General features: G+C 64.7%; 19 protein-coding genes. 8 read left to right on the forward strand and 11 right to left on the reverse strand.

The features are described 5' to 3' along the window. Positions 1-205: 205 nt before the first annotated feature. A complete protein-coding gene (locus tag R6U53_RS12410; RefSeq protein ID WP_410322681.1) occupies positions 206-424 on the forward strand; it encodes a transcriptional regulator in 219 nt (72 codons plus the stop codon). A gap of 32 nt (positions 425-456) precedes the next feature. Here the strand turns inward: R6U53_RS12410 and R6U53_RS12415 are convergent, their stop codons facing one another. The 6 genes from R6U53_RS12415 to R6U53_RS12440 form a co-directional block, all read right to left on the reverse strand. Next, positions 457-2,109 (reverse strand): ABC1 kinase family protein, encoded by a 1,653-nt coding sequence (locus tag R6U53_RS12415; protein ID WP_410322682.1) that lies wholly within the window; start codon positions 2,107-2,109, stop codon positions 457-459. 48 nt (positions 2,110-2,157) lie between these two features. Then, positions 2,158-2,505, reverse strand: a complete 348-nt coding sequence (locus tag R6U53_RS12420; protein ID WP_410322683.1) for an Hsp20/alpha crystallin family protein — start codon at positions 2,503-2,505, stop codon at positions 2,158-2,160. Between the two features lie 61 nt (positions 2,506-2,566). Beyond that, positions 2,567-4,327: a pyruvate kinase gene (pyk, locus tag R6U53_RS12425; RefSeq protein WP_410322684.1), complete on the reverse strand. Its 1,761-nt coding sequence runs from the start codon at positions 4,325-4,327 to the stop codon at positions 2,567-2,569. 89 nt (positions 4,328-4,416) lie between these two features. Beyond that, positions 4,417-5,634, reverse strand: a complete 1,218-nt coding sequence (locus tag R6U53_RS12430) for an acyl-CoA dehydrogenase family protein (protein WP_410322685.1) — start codon at positions 5,632-5,634, stop codon at positions 4,417-4,419. Between the two features lie 153 nt (positions 5,635-5,787). Then, positions 5,788-6,213, reverse strand: coding sequence for a DUF2391 family protein (locus R6U53_RS12435; protein ID WP_410322686.1), 426 nt, complete (start codon positions 6,211-6,213; stop codon positions 5,788-5,790). Positions 6,214-6,320: 107 nt separating this feature from the next. Beyond that, positions 6,321-7,049: a hypothetical protein gene (locus R6U53_RS12440; protein WP_410322687.1), complete on the reverse strand. Its 729-nt coding sequence runs from the start codon at positions 7,047-7,049 to the stop codon at positions 6,321-6,323. Between the two features lie 256 nt (positions 7,050-7,305). On the opposite strand from R6U53_RS12440, the gene R6U53_RS12445 reads away from it, so the two are divergent. Beyond that, positions 7,306-7,665, forward strand: coding sequence for a hypothetical protein (locus R6U53_RS12445; RefSeq protein ID WP_410322688.1), 360 nt, complete (start codon positions 7,306-7,308; stop codon positions 7,663-7,665). Next, complete coding sequence (locus tag R6U53_RS12450; protein WP_410322689.1) at positions 7,662-7,880, forward strand: hypothetical protein; 219 nt, start codon at positions 7,662-7,664, stop codon at positions 7,878-7,880. Before R6U53_RS12445 ends, R6U53_RS12450 begins: the two co-directional genes overlap by 4 nt. Positions 7,881-7,904: 24 nt before the next feature. Here R6U53_RS12450 and R6U53_RS12455 read toward each other — a convergent pair whose 3' ends face one another. Together R6U53_RS12455 and glp are read right to left on the reverse strand one after the other, a co-directional pair. Next, positions 7,905-9,791: a molybdopterin biosynthesis protein gene (locus R6U53_RS12455; RefSeq protein ID WP_410322690.1), complete on the reverse strand. Its 1,887-nt coding sequence runs from the start codon at positions 9,789-9,791 to the stop codon at positions 7,905-7,907. Next, complete coding sequence (glp, locus tag R6U53_RS12460) at positions 9,784-11,010, reverse strand: gephyrin-like molybdotransferase Glp (protein ID WP_410322691.1); 1,227 nt, start codon at positions 11,008-11,010, stop codon at positions 9,784-9,786. Before glp ends, R6U53_RS12455 begins: the two co-directional genes overlap by 8 nt. A 302-nt stretch (positions 11,011-11,312) precedes the next feature. On the opposite strand from glp, the gene R6U53_RS12465 reads away from it, so the two are divergent. Further along, positions 11,313-11,831: an SRPBCC family protein gene (locus R6U53_RS12465; RefSeq protein WP_410322692.1), complete on the forward strand. Its 519-nt coding sequence runs from the start codon at positions 11,313-11,315 to the stop codon at positions 11,829-11,831. Between the two features lie 30 nt (positions 11,832-11,861). On the opposite strand, the gene R6U53_RS12470 is transcribed toward R6U53_RS12465, so the two are convergent. Continuing rightward, complete coding sequence (locus R6U53_RS12470) at positions 11,862-12,758, reverse strand: mechanosensitive ion channel family protein (protein ID WP_410322693.1); 897 nt, start codon at positions 12,756-12,758, stop codon at positions 11,862-11,864. An 88-nt stretch (positions 12,759-12,846) separates the two neighbouring features. Here R6U53_RS12470 and coaBC point away from each other — a divergent pair, with 88 nt between their 5' ends. Beyond that, on the forward strand, positions 12,847-14,004 hold the full coding sequence (coaBC, locus tag R6U53_RS12475; RefSeq protein WP_410322694.1) for a bifunctional phosphopantothenoylcysteine decarboxylase/phosphopantothenate--cysteine ligase CoaBC: 1,158 nt from the start codon (positions 12,847-12,849) through the stop codon (positions 14,002-14,004). 49 nt (positions 14,005-14,053) lie between these two features. On the opposite strand, the gene R6U53_RS12480 is transcribed toward coaBC, so the two are convergent. Continuing rightward, a complete protein-coding gene (locus R6U53_RS12480) occupies positions 14,054-14,506 on the reverse strand; it encodes a DUF5807 family protein (protein ID WP_410322695.1) in 453 nt (150 codons plus the stop codon). A gap of 66 nt (positions 14,507-14,572) precedes the next feature. After that, complete coding sequence (locus tag R6U53_RS12485; protein ID WP_410322696.1) at positions 14,573-14,968, reverse strand: 30S ribosomal protein S6e; 396 nt, start codon at positions 14,966-14,968, stop codon at positions 14,573-14,575. Between the two features lie 164 nt (positions 14,969-15,132). Here R6U53_RS12485 and R6U53_RS12490 point away from each other — a divergent pair, with 164 nt between their 5' ends. The 3 genes from R6U53_RS12490 to R6U53_RS12500 all read left to right on the forward strand — a co-directional run bounded on the left by R6U53_RS12490 (position 15,133) and on the right by R6U53_RS12500 (position 19,339). Further along, on the forward strand, positions 15,133-16,287 hold the full coding sequence (locus R6U53_RS12490) for a PQQ-binding-like beta-propeller repeat protein (RefSeq protein ID WP_410322697.1): 1,155 nt from the start codon (positions 15,133-15,135) through the stop codon (positions 16,285-16,287). A gap of 45 nt (positions 16,288-16,332) precedes the next feature. Further along, positions 16,333-17,979: an acyl-CoA synthetase gene (locus tag R6U53_RS12495; protein ID WP_410322698.1), complete on the forward strand. Its 1,647-nt coding sequence runs from the start codon at positions 16,333-16,335 to the stop codon at positions 17,977-17,979. A 181-nt stretch (positions 17,980-18,160) separates the two neighbouring features. Next, complete coding sequence (locus R6U53_RS12500) at positions 18,161-19,339, forward strand: MFS transporter (protein WP_410322699.1); 1,179 nt, start codon at positions 18,161-18,163, stop codon at positions 19,337-19,339. Positions 19,340-19,342 lie beyond the last annotated feature (3 nt).

Raw genomic sequence — 19,342 nt, forward strand, 5'->3', positions numbered from 1 at the left:
TAGCAATGACTGTATGTCGTTCATTAGATACTGGATAAACAATATGTTGTAGATAGAACTGTCCAATATGTCCGACAAAGGCACTGAAATATCGTTTGACGATATGTTAGATGCATTATCAGATGTCCACCGTCGACACGTGGTTATCGCGTTGCTCGAACGCGGTTCGGCGGACGACCCCTGGGTGTCTATCGAGTTCGACGGCATGGACGCACAAACGCGGCTCGAAATAAACCATATCCACGCCCCGAAACTGGTCGAGTACGGGCTGATCGAATGGGACGAGGCGAACTATCGAGTAAAAGCGGGACCGAACTTCGAACGTATTAGACCGTTGCTAGAACTGTTAGATCAACACGAAGAGAGTCTCCCGGACGATTGGATACGACTCGGAACGGACGAGGAGGACACCTCCGGTGGATAACACCCGACGCGTGGCTGGCGATATTCAGCGCTTCACTTTTCGCGTTCTCGTAGCCGCTGTCTCGTGAACTGCGGTTGGGCGTCGATGCCGCGTCGCCGTCTGAACGAGCGCCAAAGCGATACCGAAAGCGCTGCTCCGATGGTGAGCGCCACGGCTGCGGCCGGGGTCGTCGCGAAGGCGTACAGCACTGAGGCCGAAATAAGCGCCGCCGTCGACAGCGCCGCGAGAACGAGCCGTTTGGCTAACACGTCGAACGTCCGTTCGTCGCGCTCGAACTCGACTTTGAGCGTGACGTTTCCGCGGTCGAGATCGTCCAGCGCGGATTCGAGTTTCGGCGGGACGCGGACCATCGACTCACCGAACTGCAACGCTTCGTCGGCCCGGTCGACGATGAAATCGCGGGCACTCTCCTGTATGAATCCCTCCTCGCGGAGATAGCCGGTCGCCACGGAGATGAAATCGAACTCGGGGTCGAGCGTGACGCAGACCCCCTCGACGACCGTCGCGACGCGTAGCACCAACGCGAGGTTGGGCGGCAATCTGAGCGGGAACTCGTAGATCGTATCCTCTACTTGCTCAATGATCTGTTGGACGCGGTACTGCTCAATATTCTCGCCGCGGGCGTCGGCGATGGCTAGCTCCATGACGCTCGACATCACCTCCCTGTCCGCTTCCGGGCTGAGCGTCCCCATCTCGATGAGCGCATCGAGGATCGCGTCGGTGTCCTGCGCCGCGATGGCCATGTAGAACTCGATGATCTTCTCTTGGATGAACGGGTCGACGCGACCCGACATACCGAAATCGTAAAACACGATCGTCCCGTCGTCGCGGACGGCCAGGTTTCCGGGATGAGGGTCGGCGTGAAAAACCCCGTCTTGAACGATCATCTGCAGATACGTCCGCTGGAGCGTCTTGGCGAGTTCGGTCCGGTCGATCCCTAAGTTGTCGAGATCATCGATATCGGAAATCTTGGTTCCCCCGACGTACTCCATGGTCAACACTCGTTCACTTGAGAGATCGGGAATGGCGCCCGGCACCCGGATCCGATCGCTGTCAGCGAAGTTCTCGCCGATCTCGATCAGCATCTCGCGCTCCCGCCGGTAGTCCATCTCTTCGCGGATCGTCTTCTCGAACTCGTCGGCGATCGTCTCCAGCGAGAACGAACGCGCTTGCCCGACGAACCGCATGAGGATCGGCAGCGACCATCGGACGACGCGCAGGTCGGCCTCGACGAGGGGTCCGATCCCCGGTCGTCTGACTTTCACCGCCACCTTCTCGCCGCCGACGCGGGCGACGTAGACCTGTCCGAGGCTCGCGCCGCTTATGGCCTCCTCGTCGAAGGTTTCGAACACTTCGTCTATCGGCCCGAGATCGGCTTCGATGACGGCTTTGGCGGCCGTCCACTCGGCGGGCGGCACGTCGTCTTGGAGCCGTTCGAACTCGTCGATATACTCCGACGGCAACACGTCGGGTCGCGTCGAGAGCAGTTGGCCGAGTTTGATGAACGTTGGCCCGAGGGTCAAAAGCGAGTTCAACAGCGACCGGGCCCGCCTTCGACGGGTTTTGGCCGACACTTGCCGGCTCCGACCGAAGAGGACGAATCGCTTTCGGTCACGAGCATAGGCGAACAACAGCGGCAGAAACTGGTAGGCGACGATGACGAATCGTCGATAGGAGCGAAACATTAGATGTGAGCCCCGTCCGAACTGGTCATCGATGTCCGAGCGCTCCCGTCACGAGAGGGGTATTTTCGTGCCGCCCTCGGCGGACGACTTCGGGAGGGTGATCGTCAGGACACCGCGGTCGATCTCTCCCTCGGCGTCGGCTCCCGTCGCGTCGCCCGGAAGCGGTAATTCAGCGTCGAGGAAGAGATCTCGATCCTCGGAGACGTACCGGAACTCCCGCGGCACGTCCTTCTCGCGCCGGGCTTGGATCGTCAGCTGTCCCCCCTCGATCGTTATTTCGACCGTCTCGGCGGTCGCTCCCGGCAGATCGACGATGAGGAGGTAGGCGTCGTCGTTCTCCAGCAGATCGGCGAACACCGTGTCCGGAAGATCACCGAGTGCCTCGCGCAGTTGCATATCCGGCCGTACGAGCGCGTCCGCGTTAAAGTCCCCGATGCCGGCCATCGAACGGATGTGTCTATCGCTCTCGTCGCGCCCCGCCGGTCACGTCGCTCTCGTAAATTACACCGCGTTCACCGTCGACGGTGATGACCGCTCCATCCTCGATCGACGACGGCAGGACAACCCCCGATACCATCGGGACGGCGAGTTCGCGAGCGACGATCGCTGGATAGCCAGTCAGCTCGGAGTCGGCCGCGACGATGCCTGCGATCTTCGACACGTCGCCCTCGAATTCCCCCTCGAAGCCGGCGGGTAGGACGACGACCGAACCCTCCGAGATGTCGGTCATATCGCCCCGTTCGATTCTGACGATCGGGGCAGCCACCTGTCCCGCGACGACGGATCGTCCCGTTGCGATCGTCTCGGCGACGACGTGCACCTTCAGCGTGTTCGCCACGTCCGTTTCGGGAAACTCGCTCATCATTCCGGCGAGAACGACGATCGTATCGCCGCTCGCGGCGACGCCCGCGTCGACGGCGCTGTCGACCGCCGTCTCGATGATCGAATCGGCGTCGGCCGCATAGCTGGCATAGCGCGCGTTGATGCCCCACGAAACGGCCAGTTGTCGCCGCACGTCGTCGTTGGGCGTCGCGGCGATGATCGGGACGGATGGTCGAAACTTCGCGGCTTTGCGTGCCGTGTAGCCCGATTCGGAGACGGCGACGATCGCGCTCGCCCCGACGTCGCTCGCGAGGTAGCGAGCCGAACGGGCGACGGCGTCGGTTCTGACACCCCGATCGGCCGCCGGGATTCGACTATCGCGCGTGTCGGCGTACTCGTTGCTCTCCTCGATTCGATTTGCGATGGTTGCCATCGTTTCGACGGCCTCGACGGGATACTCTCCGACCGCGGTTTCCCCGGAGAGCATCACCGCGTCCGTCCCGTCGAAGACCGCGTTGGCCACGTCGGACGCCTCGGCCCGCGTCGGCCGTCGGGACTGGATCATCGATTCGAGCATCTCGGTCGCGGTGATGACGGGTATCCCGGCGTTGACGCATCGTCGAATGATCCGCTTTTGAATGATCGGCACGTCCTCCAGCGGGCACTCGACGCCGAGGTCGCCGCGGGCGACCATGACGCCGTCGGCCGCGCTGACGATGCTCCCGATGTTGTCGATCGCCGCCGCCCGTTCGACCTTCGCGACCACCGGGGTGTTCGACGCGCCGAACCGCTCTAAGATGTCCGCGATCTCATAGACGTCATCACCGTCGCGGACGAACGACGCCGCGACGAGATCGATGCCCTCTTCGGCGGCGAGACGGAGGCTCGTCTCGTCCTCCTCACCGACGAGATCGAGGTCGAGATCGACGCCCCGAGTCGTCACGCCCGACCGCGAGTCGATCTCACCGCCGGAGTCGATGCGTGCGACGACCGTCTCGCCCTCGACGCGCTCGACGGTCGTTTCGATGCGACCGTCGTCCAGTAGCACCGTGTCGCCCGGGGCGACTGCGCCGATCGAGTGACTCAGACCGACGCGCTCGGGGGATACGGTCGATCCCTCGACGAACTCGACGGTAGCGCCCGAGGCGAATTCCGTCGGTGCGTCCGTCTCGGCCGTCCGGACCTCCGGGCCGCGGAGATCAAGCATGACCGCGAGTGGATCGTCCCTCCCCTCGTCGACGGCGCGGACGTGTTCGATGAGTTCTCGGTGTCCGTCCGCCGTCCCGTGGCTCGCGTTCAACCGGGCGACGGACATCCCCGCCTCGGTGAGACGACGGATGGTCACGCGATCGTCGGAGGCGGGACCGAGCGTCGAGACGATCTTGACGTTTCGCATACACTCTCTGGAGCGACGTGGTACAAAAATTCGTGGGAGAACGGCCGGTCGCCCCTCGTCGCCGCCTCGCCGCGTCGATACGCTCGGCGCTATTCGTCGAATCGCGTGATCGGATCGAGTTCGGCCGGATCGACGTTCTCGAAGGCGTCCCGGGCGATGACGCGTCGGTGAACCTCGTCGGCCCCGTCGACGAGTCGGAACTGTCGAACGCGTTCGTAGAAATCCGAGATCGGTAGGTCCTTGGCGATCCCGTTGCCGCCGCAGAACTGGAGCGCAGTGTCGATCGCGTCTTGGGTGGCGTTCGCCGTGAACGTCTTCGCCATCGAGACGCCAACACGCGCCTCGCCGCCAGAATCGATCTCGTCTGCGACCTGCCGGACGAGCGCTCGCGCCGCCGCGAGCTCGGTCTGTCGGTTGGCGATCTCGTGGCGCGGAGCCTGCTTGTCGGCGATCGGCGTGCCGAACGCCTCCCGCTCGGTCATGTACGCCTTGGCGATGTCGAGCGAGCGCTGTGCCATCCCGGAGTAGCGCATGCAGTGAGTCAGGCGGGCGGGGCCGAGTCGTTCCTGCACGTGGGTGAACCCTTTGCCTTCCTCGCCGAGAAGGTGCTCTTCGGGCACGCGGACGTCGTCGAACTTGATTTCGGCGTGGCCGTGGAGATCGATCGCTGCGCCCATGTGGGGGATGTTTCGGACGACCTCGACGCCGGGTGCCTCCGACGGGACGATGAACATCGAACAGCCCTCGTAGGGGTGTGCCTCCTGATCGGTGCGGGCGAAAACGAGCAGGAAGTCGGCACGGATACCGTTCGTCGTCCACCACTTGTGGCCGTCGATAACCCAGTCGTCGCCGTCCTTCTCGGCGGTCGTCTGCAGCATCTTGGGGTCGGAGCCGCCACCCTGAAGCGGTTCCGTCATACAGAACCCGGAGACGACTTCACCCTCGACGAGCGGTTTCAGGTACTGTTCTTTCTGGAGTTCCGTTCCGAGGAGTTCGAGCGTGTGCATGTTCCCCTCGTCGGGGGCGTCGACGTGCATCGCCTCCTCGCCGAGGATGCTGCGTCCGGCCTCCTCGAAGGTCGGCAACACGTCGCGAAAGCTGTATCCCATCCCGCCGTATTCCTCTGCGATCTGGGGAGCGTAGACGCCGTAGTCGCGGGCCGCATCGCGGAGTTCCTCGATCGTTCGGTCGGAGACCGACATGCCGCCTGCGAGTTCGCGCTCTTTCGGGAGGACGACCTCCTCCATCAGTTCGTGGGCCCGCTCGGCCAACTCGACGGCCTCGGGTGAATCGTCGTACGATAACATACCGTCGGATACCGCCGTGGTGGTAATAAACGTGTGGCATACGCCTCACAATGTTAGCCGCCCGTCCACTTAGTCAATAAAACGGTAAACCTCGGCGGCCATTGGGTTCCACAGTCGAGGCCATCCGTTCGGAGCGAGCCGCTCGCTAGTCGATCAGAACACCGAGTCGGCCGTCGCCGCCCCAACGACGCTAAACACCGCCCCGACCGCGATCGCTTTTGCCGTGACGACATGCCGTTCGATCCCGGAGAGATCTTCGAGGAACGTCTCCGGTGCGCCGAACGCGAACGCCAAAATCACGACAGCTCCGTAGGAGACTAGCATCAACGATAGAAATCGGGCGGGAATCCCACCGACGTCGACCTCGTCTTCTGGGTCTCGCCCGGCCGCCTTGTACAGCGCGGCGTAGCCGATCCCGAAGACGATCAGAACGGTCGCGAGCGACTGTATGATCGACATATTCTCCGCGAGTAGCCACACTTCCTCGGTGACGACGAACGGTCCGGCGAGCAAAAAGCCGCCGACGATCTGCTGGGCAGAGTCGGCTATCCGGAACGGGCGACGGGAGAATCCTCGCATACGCCGCCGAACGGCATCGGCGTTTATATTGGTTGCCGTCTCGAATCCGCGTGTTCGTCCGATGGCGACTCTCCGTCTCTACCCTCCGTTTCGACGCCGATACTTCGTTACAGCTCGACCCGCTCGAGATCGAGCTCCAACTCGGAGGCGTGGTCGTTGTACGCCTCGACGACCCCCGAAAATCGGGGTGCGTACTCGCGAACGTCGGTGGCCGACGGCGGCCCGTACTGCGAGAGCAGATAGACGCCGCCCGAGCCGCCGGCACGGAGGTACGAGACCGCATCCTGTTCGCGTTTTAGCTCCCACCGCGTCGCATCGACGCGGACCGAGAAGGTGCCGTAGTCTGTCCCGTCGTAGCGGTAGAGTTCGCCGGCCATCCGGTCACAGCACGCTTCGATCCGATCGACGATACGGTCGCGTTCGGCGACGATCGATTCGGTCGATTCGACGCTCGGAAAGTCCGCGTCGACGCCGTCGAGGATGCCATCGAGCGAGGCGACGTAGTCGTTGTACGCCGCGACGAACGATGCGTAGTCTTCGAGCGCGCGCGCCAACGCCTCAGGCTCGGCCGGTGACCGCGTCGAGATGACGTACGTTTCGCCGCCGCCCCGGGGGTCGTAGCGGAGGAAGTCGATGTCGCCGGCCTCGTATTTGACTGTCCATTCGCCCCGATCGGTCGAGAACGATCGTCGACCGTAATCGCCGCCTTCGATACGTGCGACGTTGTAGGCGATCCGTCCGACGTGGTCTCTGACCGTTGTGAGTAGTTCGTCGCGCCGTTCGGTGACGGCCGCGACATCCGTCGCATCGAGATCCAGCTCCGACAGTTGCGTCATCGGATACTTCGATGCGCGCCATCGGCATAACCGATCCGGAGACACATCCGTCGTGTCCCCGACTGAAACTGGGCGCTCCGTGTATCTGTCCGACTCGAAGCATATTCAGCTACAGATATATACACCGTTAGTGTAAGTTTCCGAATGTTAGTACGAGAGGAGCTGTTGGACGTACCGCTCCCGGAGATGGTCGCGAAGTTGGGTGCCGGAATCGCTGACGCCCAAAACTAACTGGATATGAACTCCGTCGAGGGTGGTGGAGACGCTCGCGGAAACCGGGATCAACGAGCAGCGGACGTTCGATCGGAGCGTGACCGCGAACACACAGATCGGCGCCGCGCTCCAGCCGGTTCCGGTCCCGATCGGTCTCCAGCCGGCGGAATCGCGAGCCGAACGGACGGCGATCGAGCCGAAACGACTGTTTTCGAGACTCGAATCAGCGCTCACCGGAATCGACGACGATATCGATCACAGTGGGTTCTCCATCGGCGACGTCGATGTCACACTGAAAACAAACGTCACACAGTCGGACGGGGACGTTCGATTTCACCTCCCGTCGCACGATGAACGATCCGCGACCGAAAATAACAGCCAACTGTCGTTTACGTCTTCGTGAAGCGTCGAGCCGAGGTCGACCACGAGGTGTTCATGATCCGAGTGCTCGCGGCGATCGGCACGCCGGATCGACTGTTGTTACATCACTGTTCGGGATTTGCCATCGTTCGGCCACCGTTCGGCCGACTCAAGCAGGTTCGGTCCGATACGCTCGTCGAAACGGCCGGCGGCATCCAGTTCGATGCCGAGCGGTTCGCGGCCGTAACCGGATCGTAGCTTTGATCATCGCGCTCGGATCGATTACCGCCGATAGCCGGCCAGCGACTCGAAGATCGACTCGTTTCCGTCGATCGCCGCGGCGAGGCGTTCTACGCCGTCTTTGTCCGCTCGTGTCTCGTCGGCGACGACGCTGACCCGCTCGGTCCCACAGTGAACGAATCCCATCCCGAGCGCGTCGGCGGTCGCACGCAGTCCCAATCCGACGTCCGCGTCACCAACACGTACCTTCCGTGCGGGCGATTCGTGCGCTCGTACGGCGAGATCGAAGCCATCGATCGCGTCGGTCAGTCCGCGCCGGTCGACATCGCGTTCGGAAGCAAGGTCGTCGAGGGCGGCTTCGAGCGTCGACCGCAGTCCGGAATCGGTCGTCCGATTGACGAACCGAACATCGGTGTCAACGAGGTCGGCGAGACCGTCGATCTCATCGGGGTTGCCCGACGGAACGACCAGCCCCCACTCGCGGCTCCAGCGGCCGAGTTCGGTACCGTCGGGGAGCGACTCACCCGTCACGACCGCCACGTCGGTTACGCCGTCCCGGAGCCGTCTACGCCCCTGTCGGCTTCCGATCGCGAGATAACGCGGGCGGTCGACGTGATCGAGGAGCCGCGAGAGCGCCGGATCGTCTTCCCCAGCGCCGAAGACGGTCGGCGGACGAACGTCGGGCGAGAATAGCTGTACCTCGACGCGCTCGCCGACGTCCAGGTACTCGACGTCCGGTGCAACTGAGACGATCCCGTCGGCTTCCACGAGACTCGTGGTCGCGCCGCTGCCCTTGTCGACCGGGTAGACGAGCGTCCCTCCGTCGCCGTCGGTGACGAGTCCGACGGGCATGTATCTGAGTCGTCCTTCGCTGTATCGCTCTCGGTGGGCCATCCGTCCCTCTACCGTTGCCGTCTCGGGCTCGGGGACGCCCGCCGCACGCCGGATGGCCGGAGCGACGAACGCCCGGAAGATCGTGAGCGCGGAGACTGGATAGCCCGGAAGCCCGACGTAGGCGCTCCCGCCGAGCCGGCCGATGAGCATCGGTTTGCCGGGTTTGACCGCGACGCCGTGTAAGAGGAGTTCGCCCGTCTCCTCGACGACGCGGTAGATGACGTCGACCGCGGAGGCCGAGGTCGACCCCGACGAGAGGACGAGATCGCACTCGTCGGCCGCCTCCCGGAGCGTGGCTTCCATCGCGTCGTAATCGTCGCCAGCGTGGGGATACAGCCGCGCCTCGCCGCCGGCGTCCTCGACGGCCGCGGCCGTCGTGTAGCTGTTGACGTCGTAGATCTCTCCCGCGGCGCTATCGAGCGATCCGCCGGGACGAACGAGTTCGTCGCCCGTCGAGACGATCCCGACGGTCGGCCTTCCGCGGACCGGAACCGCATCGACCCCGATGGCCGATAGCAGTCCGATCTCCCGCGGCGTAATCGTCGCCCCGGGCCCGAGCGCGCGCTCGCCGGCCGCGATATCGGCGCCGGCGAACATGACGCGATCTCCGGGCGCGAGCGACGTTTTGACGAGGATCGTCTCACTCGATTCATCCGTCGCCCGATCCGTTCGTTCCACCATCACGACCGCGTCCGCGCCGGGTGGCAGAACGGCTCCGGTGGAGATCTCGGCGCACTCACCGGTGCCGACTTCGACGGTGGGTTCCGCCCCGGCGTGGACCTCGCCGATACACCTCAGTTCGGCGGGATCGGCTTCGTCGGCACCGAACGTGTCCGCGGCCTTGAGCGCGTAGCCGTCGACGCTCGCCCGGTCGAAGCCGGGAACGTCGAGGTCGGCGTCGATCCGCTCGGCGAGGACGCGGCCGCGGGCCTCCCGGAGCGGGACTGTTTCGGGCTCGGGGTCGAGGTCCAGCGACCGGATCGCCCGCCGGGCCGTTTCGGGATCGGCGAGGTCGCGGAACTGCTTTCTAGCCATTGTACTCCCAGATTTCGACCGCGACGGTCTCTCCTTCGGGGATCCCCTCTAGGCTCTCTTCGACGACGACCCACCCGTCGGCGAGCGCGACGCTGGAGAGAACGCCGGAGCCGCTGGCACGCGTCGGCGTCGCTTCGAGGCTCGGATCGGACTCATCGCCCCCGTTCGTCTCCTCGAGGGTTACACGCACGAACGTCCGAACGCCCGGTTCGCTGCGGATCTTCCGAGCGAGCGTCGCGTTCCGCGTCGGCAACGGCTCCGGATCGGTCCCGCCGAGGTGTTTGATCAGCGGTCGGAGGAACTGCACGGCGTTGATGATCGCGGCGACCGGGTACCCCGGGAGCATGACGACGGTGACGCCCTCGACGCGGCCCAAAGCGACGGGATGCCCCGGCTTCAGGGCGACGCCGTGGACGAACACCTCGCCGAGTTCTTCGACGACCTCGGGGATGAGGTCGCGCTCGCCCACGGACGATCCGCCGGTCGTCACGATGACGTCGCGGACGAGGTCGCGCTGGATCGCCGCTCGAAGCGCGTCGTGGTCGTCGGTAACGATCCCGCGTCGCGTTACCTCCGCGCCCCACCGCTCGGCGAGCCGGGAGACGGTGAATCGGTTGGTCTCGACGACCTCCCCGGGAGCGGGGTCAGCCTGTACCAGCTCTTCACCCGTCGGGACGACGGCTACCTCGGGTCGCTGGACGAGCTCGACGGTATCGATCCCGGTTCCCTTCAGCAGTCCGAGATCGGAGGGACGGAGCGTGTGTCCCGGTTCGTAGAGCCGCTGGCCGGCCTCGACGTCTTCGCCGACCGGGCCGACGTTCTCGCCCTCGCCGACGGCGTCAAACACTTCCAGTTCGTCGCCGACTCGTTCGGTCTCCTCTATCATCACGACCGCGTCCGCGCCGTCCGGCAGTTCGCTCCCCGTGTGGACGCGGACGGCCCGATCCGGCCCGATCGTCTCGTCGGGGCGAACGATCGCTGGGGAGCGATCCGAGGCGCCGAAGGTGTCCTCAGCTCGGACCGCCCACCCGTCCATCGCCGCGCGGGCGTAGTGTGGGACGTTTCGGATCGCGTCGATCGGCTCGGCGACGACGCGCCCGTCGGCAACGGACAGCGAGAGCAGCTCCGTGCGGTCGAATGGCGGGATATCGAGCAGCGACTCGCGGGCGTCGGTCACCCGAGTCCGCTGTTTGAATCCGGCCGTGCGTGGATCCGTCATAGGCTCACTCGGTTCTCCGTCGGCAAAAAGGGTCAGTTCCTGCAGTCCCCGATTCGTCTTCCGAACGATCCGGATTCGACCGGTAGCAGCGGGTCGGTAATAAATCGACTTTAGCTGCGGAATCTGCTTTCGTTCGACGGTCGCGTTCTCGCGAACAGCGAGCCTTCTGGTTACGGCTGAATAGATCGGCACCACGCGCTTCAGGCGAGATCATCGATCCCCCGCGACACGATGTGAGCCCTCCTCACACGTCCCTCACTCGGCGGCCGAAAGCTTACCGTACTCCCACTCCACGTGAACGTGTGGAGCGAGTCGAAGTCAGCACCGTCGTTTACGCGCCGCCCGAGGAGGTCTACGAGTTTCTGTTGGCTTTTCGTCAGTACGCGAACTATTCGGAGCACCTCCGCTCGGTTAGGCAGTTCGGCGACGGCGAGCCGGGCACCGAGTACGAGCTCACGTTCGCGTGGTGGAAGCTCCAGTACACCGCCCGTTCGGAAGTCACCGAGGTCGACCCGCCCGATCGAATCGAGTGGCGGGTAACGAAGGACATCGACGCCTCCGGTCGGTGGCTCGTCAACCCGCTCGCGGACGACGAACGCGAAACCGACGCGCAGGGAACCGAGGTCACGTTCGTCGTCGAGTACGCGCTGGGATCCACCGACGACGGGATCGTCGATCTCCCCCGATTCGTCTCGCTCGGGTGGGTCGTCGAGAAAATCAAGCCGAAGATCCGTGCCGAGGCCGAGCGGATAGTCCGGCGAGTCGTCGCCGACCTCGAAGGCGAGGAACGGGGGGTCGAACTGCGGATCGAGACGCGGTGACTCGGTCGCCGTTGGAATCTCTCGGCGCGCTCACTCTCTGCTCCCGTTCGAGACCGGGGAATCGGCCGTACCATCGGTCACGGTGACTTCCCCGGAGAGCAACTGCGCGGAGGGCGGTGCGAGCGTGATCCCCTCCTCGTCGAACTGATGTTTCACCGATCGCCGGAAGTCAGAGCGCACTGTCTGGATGTCTATGTGTCGCGGATCCTCGATCCAAAACTCCGCCTGTACTGTGATCGCGTTCTCCCCGAGTTCGAGGATACGTGTGTTCGGCGCTGGGTCGCCGAGAATCGACTCGTGATCGCTCGCGACCTGTCGGAGTTCCATCAGCGCTCGCTCGCTGTCCTCGTAATAGGCGACATATATCTGCTCTGTGATCCGATACCGGTCCCGACCGTAGGGGCGAACGATCGCGTTGTTCGTGAGTTCCGTGTTCGGGACCGAGACGGTCTCGTTGTCAGGTGTCCTGACTCTGGTGACGCGAAAATCGACGGCTTCGATTGTCCCGCTCCCGCCCGGCCACTCGATCCAGTCGCCGACGTTGAAATCCGGGTCGGCGACCAGAAACATCCCGCTGATGAGCGATCCGAACACTTGCTGTCCGGCGATACCGAGGACGAACGTGATGGCTGCAATGATCACCGCCGACTCAGAGAGCACCCGTCCATAGCCCGCGGCGATGGTGCCTGTCAGTGTCGCAAACCCAATCACAATTACCCGAAGGTACGTTTTTGTAGCCGTCGCGATCGTGGGGTTATTTCGATTGCGTGATCTGACGATTCGACTGACGAGCGGACTGAGAACTGCTTGGCCGACGAGATAGACGATACCGAACCCCACGATGAACCACAACAGTTCCGAGAGCACCTGATCGTACGCCAACAGGATGTCCGTCACCCATCTTGGGGGAGAAATTTGGCCGGTCATGCACCGAGGTTGGGACGTACGGATAAAAGTAAGCCACCCCCAACCGCAGTCACGATGGTTTTTAAACTGGGGCGTCGAACCATCGTCGATGCTCGCGGGCACAAACGTCGCTTTGGGCGTGTCGGGTTCTATCGCGGCGGTCAAGACGGTCGAGTTGGCCCACGAACTCCGGCGACAGGGCGCCGAGGTTCGGGCCGTGATGACGGAGGCCGCACGGGGGATCATCCACCCGTGGGCGCTGGAGTTCGCGACCGAGAACCCGGTCGTCACCGAGATCACCGGCTCTGTCGAACACGTGGAGTTGTGCGGATACGACGGCTGGGCCGACGTTCTCCTGCTCGCGCCCTCGACCGCGAACACGATCGGGAAGGTCGCCTCGGCGGTCGACGACACTCCCGTGACGACGACGGCGACGACCGCCCTCGGGGCCGACGTGCCGGTCGTCGTCGCGCCGGCGATGCACGAACCGATGTACGACCATCCGGGCGTCCTCGATGCGATCGAGCACCTCGAATCGTGGGGCGTCGGGTTCGTCGAGCCGCGTGTCGAGGAGGGGAAAGCCAAGATCGCGACAGAGGAGGCGATCGTCCTCGATGTCGCGCGAGCGGCCGGTTCCCGGCCGCTCGCCGGCAAACGCGTCGTCGTGACCAGCGGGCCGACGACCGAGGCGATCGATCCGGTTCGGGTGCTTTCGAACCGCGCCTCCGGGCGAACCGGGCGGGCGGTGGCGAAGGCCTGCTATGTCCGGGGGGCCGACGTGACGCTAGTCCACGACGGTCCGGCGGTGCCGTACGCGGATACGATCGCCGTCGAGAGCGCGGCCGAGATGCTCGACGCGGTTCGATCGGCGGTCGAAGACGGCGCGGACGCGCTCGTCTCCGCGGCCGCGATCGGCGATTACACGGTCGACACCGCGTCCGAAAAGATCCGCTCCGGCCAGGAACTGACGCTCGAGCTCGATCCGACGCCGAAGCTCATCGATACGATCCGCGAGGAGAATCCCGACCTCCCGATCGTCGGGTTCAAACTCGAGACGAGCGGTGACGACGATGCGATGATCGAACAGGCCACGGAGACGCTCGACCGCGCCGGGCTGACGTTCGTCGTCGCCAACGACGCGGGCGTCATGGGATCGGATCGGACGCGCGTGCTGTTCGTTTCGTCCGACGACGTTGTGGTACACGAGGGTGACAAGGGGACGATCGGCGGCCGGATCGTGGATGCGCTGGCCGACGAGCTGGCGTGAGCGGCGACGGACCGATCCACGCGTTCTATCGAACTGCGTGATGTCCGGATCAGTTCGCGTCGAGCACCGATTTCTCGGAATAGGTCGTCCCGCAGGCGCAGGCCGCGTATCCGTGACACACGTCTCCCTCGGCGTAGATCCCTCCGACGGCCTCGTTTTGCTCTTCGACGAACGCGAAGACGAACTTGCCGTAGTGGTCCTCGGAGCCCTCCGAGTCGGGGCAGACGCCGCCCGTACAGTCGTCGTCGATCTCGCCCTCGGTGTTCATCGCCATCCCGGCGAAGTCCATCGCATCGAGCCCCGCCGCTCGCTGGAATGCCGCACGTCCCTCCTCACCCGGAAGCACCAACACGACACCGTTGTCGACGCGAACGCCGATCTCTGCCAGCTCGTCGATCGATCCGACGCCTTCCTCGTGGAGGTAGATCAGGATGTCGTCGGGCCGCTCGCCGCGAAGAAACTCGGCGTAGCGATCGGCGTTCGCGCTATCGTCGTCACTCATCCGCAGTCCCTCGAAAAATCTCGAGCGCTGGGCTCTCGGTGTAGCGACCGTACATAACGAGCGGCGTTACTCGTCCTCGCCGTCGTCCTCGACGAGCAGCGACTCGATCGATTCGTCGCCGCGCGAGGCGATCTTCGCGTTGATCTGACGCGTCTCGTCGGAGACCTCCGCACCGCGAACGGTGATACGCTTTCGCTCCCCGTCGACGGTCGGTTTGAAGCCGACGCCGCCGGTCGAGAGGATCTGTTTCGTCCTGCCACCTGAGACCTCGCTGTGCATCGGTCGGCCGGCCTTATCCGATCCGCCGGTGATCTCGAGTTCGTAGCCCGATAGGCCGACGGCGTCACCGTCGACCGTCTCGCCGATCGATCGCCCGATGAATCGGTTCGCGTCCTGTCCGTCCACCTCGAACGAGTGGGTGGTCCCGTCGTCGTCGCCGACGATGACCTGGAAATCTGCCATACGCGGTGAAACTGGGCGCGACGGCAAAAGGGTATTGAAACGGCCCCGTCCGGGTGGCGCCGGCGGACGCTCAGTTTTACGGCCTGTCGGGGATTTATGCCCCGCTCGGTCCAATTCAAGCGCGTGGAACTGATCGAAGTCGCGACTGTCGTGCGGTGTCTCGGATGAATCGTCGTCAGGTGCTTTCGCGGCTCGCGCTCGGCGGAACGGCTGTTCTCGCGGGGTGTTTTGCGGAGACCGAGGACACCTCCCGGGAGGAACCCCTCGATCCATCGATCGACGGCGCACCGATGTTCCAGTACGACGAACTGAACAGCGGATACGCACCCGACACGTCCGTCCAGACCGAGGGGGACGAACGGTGGCGATTCCGAACCGACGGTCCGGTGGCCGCTCCCCCGGCCGTTTCCGACGGCACCGTCTACGTCGGTGGGGGAACACACGTCTACGCACTCGATGCGGTCGACGGCGTGCGGCAGTGGTCGTTCGAAACCACCGGCGCCGTCCGCGCGTCACCGGCCGTCGTCGACGGCACGCTCTACGTCGGATCGCGCGGCGGGGTGGTGTACGCGATCAACGTGGCGGATGGAACTGAGCGGTGGCGCTTCGAGGCCAACGGCCCGGTCGATTCCTCGCCGGTGGTCGTCGACGGGGTCGCGTACACCGCCACTCGAGCGACAGCGGGGCGCGTCTACGCGCTCGACACTGCAGACGGAACCGAGCAGTGGCACTTCGAAACGTCGTATCGGGTCATCTCGTCGCCTGCTATCGCTGCCGACACCGTCTACGTCGGCGGGTGGGATTCGAACGTCTACGCCATCGATGCGACCGACGGGAGCGAACGGTGGGTCGTCGAAACCGGGCAACCGGTCCTGTCCTCGCCCGCCGTCCACGAGGGGACGGTCTACATCGGCGGAAACGACGACACGCTGTACGCGCTCGATGGGTCAGACGGGAGCGAGCGATGGACCGTGACCACGAACGGGATCGCGACGACACCGGCGGTCGCGAACGGGACCGTCTACGTCGGTACCGAGACCGACGACGGTCGGTTCTCCGCCATAAACGCGGGTGATGGGACCCTCCGGTGGACGATCGATGTGGGCGTCGCCGTGAGTGCGCCGGCGTCGATCGCAGACGGCGCCGTCTACGTCGGTCGATCGGACGGGGTCCTAACGGCACTGAGCGTGACCGATGGGACCGAACAGTGGCGATTCTCGACGAACGATTCGGTTCGTTCTCCCCCAGTGGCCGCAGACGGCGGCCTCTATGTCGGCAGTACCGATGGAGCGTTGTACGCACTGGGGGATCCGGACTAGCTCGATCAGTGCTACTTATAAGTGGCTGCTCTTCGATCTCCCGATATGTCATGGCAGGTGATGCCCGAATTCGACTCCTACGAGACGGCTCGTCGGGAGTTCGAGTGGAACCTTCCGGAGCGCTTCAACCCCGCGGTCGACTTTCTGCGGAAAGGCGACCGTGCCGACCGATCCGCGCTTATATACGATCCGCCGGACGGCCCGGAGCGGACGTTCACGTTCGGTGAACTCGACGAGCGGTCGGATCGACTCGCCGCGGCGCTTGCGGAACTCGGCATCGAGGCCGGCGACCGGGTCGCCGTCGTGGTCCCGCAGAAACCGCAGAACCCGCTCACTCACCTCGCGAACTGGAAACTCGGTGCCGTCTCAGTACCGCTGACCGTGCTGTTCGGGCGGGACGCGATCGCCCACCGGCTTTCCGACAGCGGCGCACGCGCCGTCGTCGTCGATCCGATGGCCAAAGAGACGATCGAGGCGGTTCGCGGTGAGTGTCCCGACCTCGAAGCGATCATCGAGCTCGGCGACCGCGCGGATGGCGACGCGCACGCGTTCGAATCGCTCGTTTCGGCCCAGGAACCGGGAATCGACGCGTACGATTCGACGCCGGAGACGTCGACGGCGATCATGTACACGAGCGGCTCGACGGGACCGCCGAAGGGGGTTCTACACAGCCACGCGCTGTGGTTGGGCCGCGCCGCTGCGGCCCACAACTACTTCGAGGGGCTCCGGGACGCCACCGTGTGGACGCCCGCGGATTGGGCGTGGGGGGCCGCACTCGGCGGGACGCTCTTTGCGGCGTGGCACCACGGCCAGTCGATCGTCGGCCGCCCTCGGGGGGGATTCGACCCCGAGGCCGCTTTCGAACTCATGCAACGACACGGCGTCACGAAGGCGTTCATGCCACCGACGGCGCTCCGGATGTTGATGACCGTCGACGCGCCCGCCGAGCGGTGGGACCTCGATCTCGAAACGATCGGGTCGGCCGGCGAACCGCTCACCCCCGAGGTCGTCGAGTGGGTGGACGAGCGTCTCCCGGACGTGTCCATCAACGAGTTCTATGGCCAGACCGAACTGAACCTCGTCGTCGGCAACCGATCGTCGTGGTTCGACACGCGCCCCGGAAGCATGGGTCGGCCCTTCCCCGGCTACGAGATCGAACTGCTCGACCCCGAGGATCGGACACCGGTCGAGACCGGCGAACTCGGCGAGATCGCGGTGAAGCCCGACGACGAGCGCGTCTTCTTCGACGAGTACTGGGGGTTACCCGAGAGAACGGCGAAAAAGCGGACCGACGACGGCTGGTTCCTCACGGGCGACATCGCGTCCGTGGACTCGGAAGGCTACCTGTGGTTCCAATCGCGAGCCGACGACGTCATACTGACGAGCGGCTACCGGGTCGGCCCGATGGAGGTCGAGGGGGCGCTGCTACGGCATCCGGATATCGAACAGGCCGGCGTGATCGGCGTTCCCGACGACGTTCGCGGGGAGGCGATCAAGGCGTTCGTCCAGCCGACGACCGACGAGTTCGATCCCGAACGGTTGCGCGAGGAGCTCCGGTCGCTTGTCCGCGAACGGCTCGCCGAATACGAGTACCCTCGTGAGATCGAGTTCGTCGATGCCCTTCCACAGACGTCGACGGGAAAGATCCAGCGGGCGACGCTCCGCGAACGCGAACGACCGGGCGATCGATAGCGCTCACAACAGCGTCGCCGCCGTCGCGACGAGCCACATCGCCATCAGCAAAGCGAAGAAAATCGCGAGAACCTTTTGTCGGTCCATACCGCTTTTATCCTCTCGGTTTATATAATTCTCCCGCTCGATCCCGCGAGCCGAATCGAAAGGTCGTTGCGCGTTCGGTCTGAACGATCCGCCGATGCGAGACGGGCCGACCCGCGTGACGCTCCCGGTGATCGTCGCGTCCGCGACGCTGACCGTGATGGCCGGGGCGGTGTTGGGGCCGGTCGTCCCGGGGATTCAAGACGGGTTGGGCGTCTCCGAATCGCTCGCGGGGCTCATAATCACGACGCACGGCGCGTTCATCGTTCTGACGAGTCCGCTCGCCGGCGCGCTCATCGATCGCTACGGCCCGCGTTGGCCCTATCTCGCCGGCCTCGGGATCTACGCGATCGGCGGCGGCGCGGGGCTTTTCATCGACTCGTTTCTCCCGCTTTTGGCCTCCCGGGCGGTACTCGGCGTGGGCGTCGCGTTCGTTTACACGGGGATTACGGTGCTGATATACGACCTGTACCGCGGCGAGCGGATGGATCGAGCGCTGGGGCTCCGAAGCGGGGCGAACAGCGCCGGAGCGGCCGTCTGGCCGCTCGTCGGCGGCGCGTTGGGCGTCGTCTCCTGGCAGTTTCCCTTCGCGGTGTACCTCGTCGCGGTCCCGCTCGGGTTGGTGGCATTCGTGGCGATTCCGAACACCGGGCGGGGCGGGAGCGACGTGGCCGCGAACGGCGACGGAACCGATCCGGTCGATCGTTCGGGCGTGTTCGCGGTTCTCCGTCGTCGCCCCGCGCTCCTTGCCGTCTATCTCCTCTACTTCGCGGCGAACGCGCTCCTGTATTCGATCGTGGTGTTCTACCCACAGTTGCTCACCGGGATCGGCGTCGGCTCGTCGTTCGGGATCGGCCTGTACCTCTCGGCGAACGGTCTCGCGGGGGGCGTCACCGGGGTGTTGTACGGCCGTCTGAAAGGTCGGTTCGGTGCCCGCCCGCTGGTTTCGTCGGCGTTCGCGCTGTGGCTCGTCGCGTTCGTCCTCGCCACCGTCGTCACCTCCCCCGTGACCGCGTTCGCCCCCGTCGTTCTGTTCGGACTGGGGATCGGACTCGTCTTTCCGTCGACGTTCGTCTGGGTGGAATCGCTGGCTCCCACGGCCCAGCAGGGCCAGTTCGGCTCGTACGTCGCCATGGCCGGCTACGTCGGCCAGTTCGTGTCGCCGGTCGTCTTTGGATCGGTCGTAGCGCCGTTCGGTGTCCGTGGCGTGTTCTCGGCCGCCGCGCTCGTCTCCATCGTCGGAATCGGATCGATCGCCGTCGCCGTCCGTCGGTGAGCC

Source organism: Natronomonas sp. (assembly GCF_046483325.1).
Taxonomy (GTDB): domain Archaea; phylum Halobacteriota; class Halobacteria; order Halobacteriales; family Haloarculaceae; genus Natronomonas.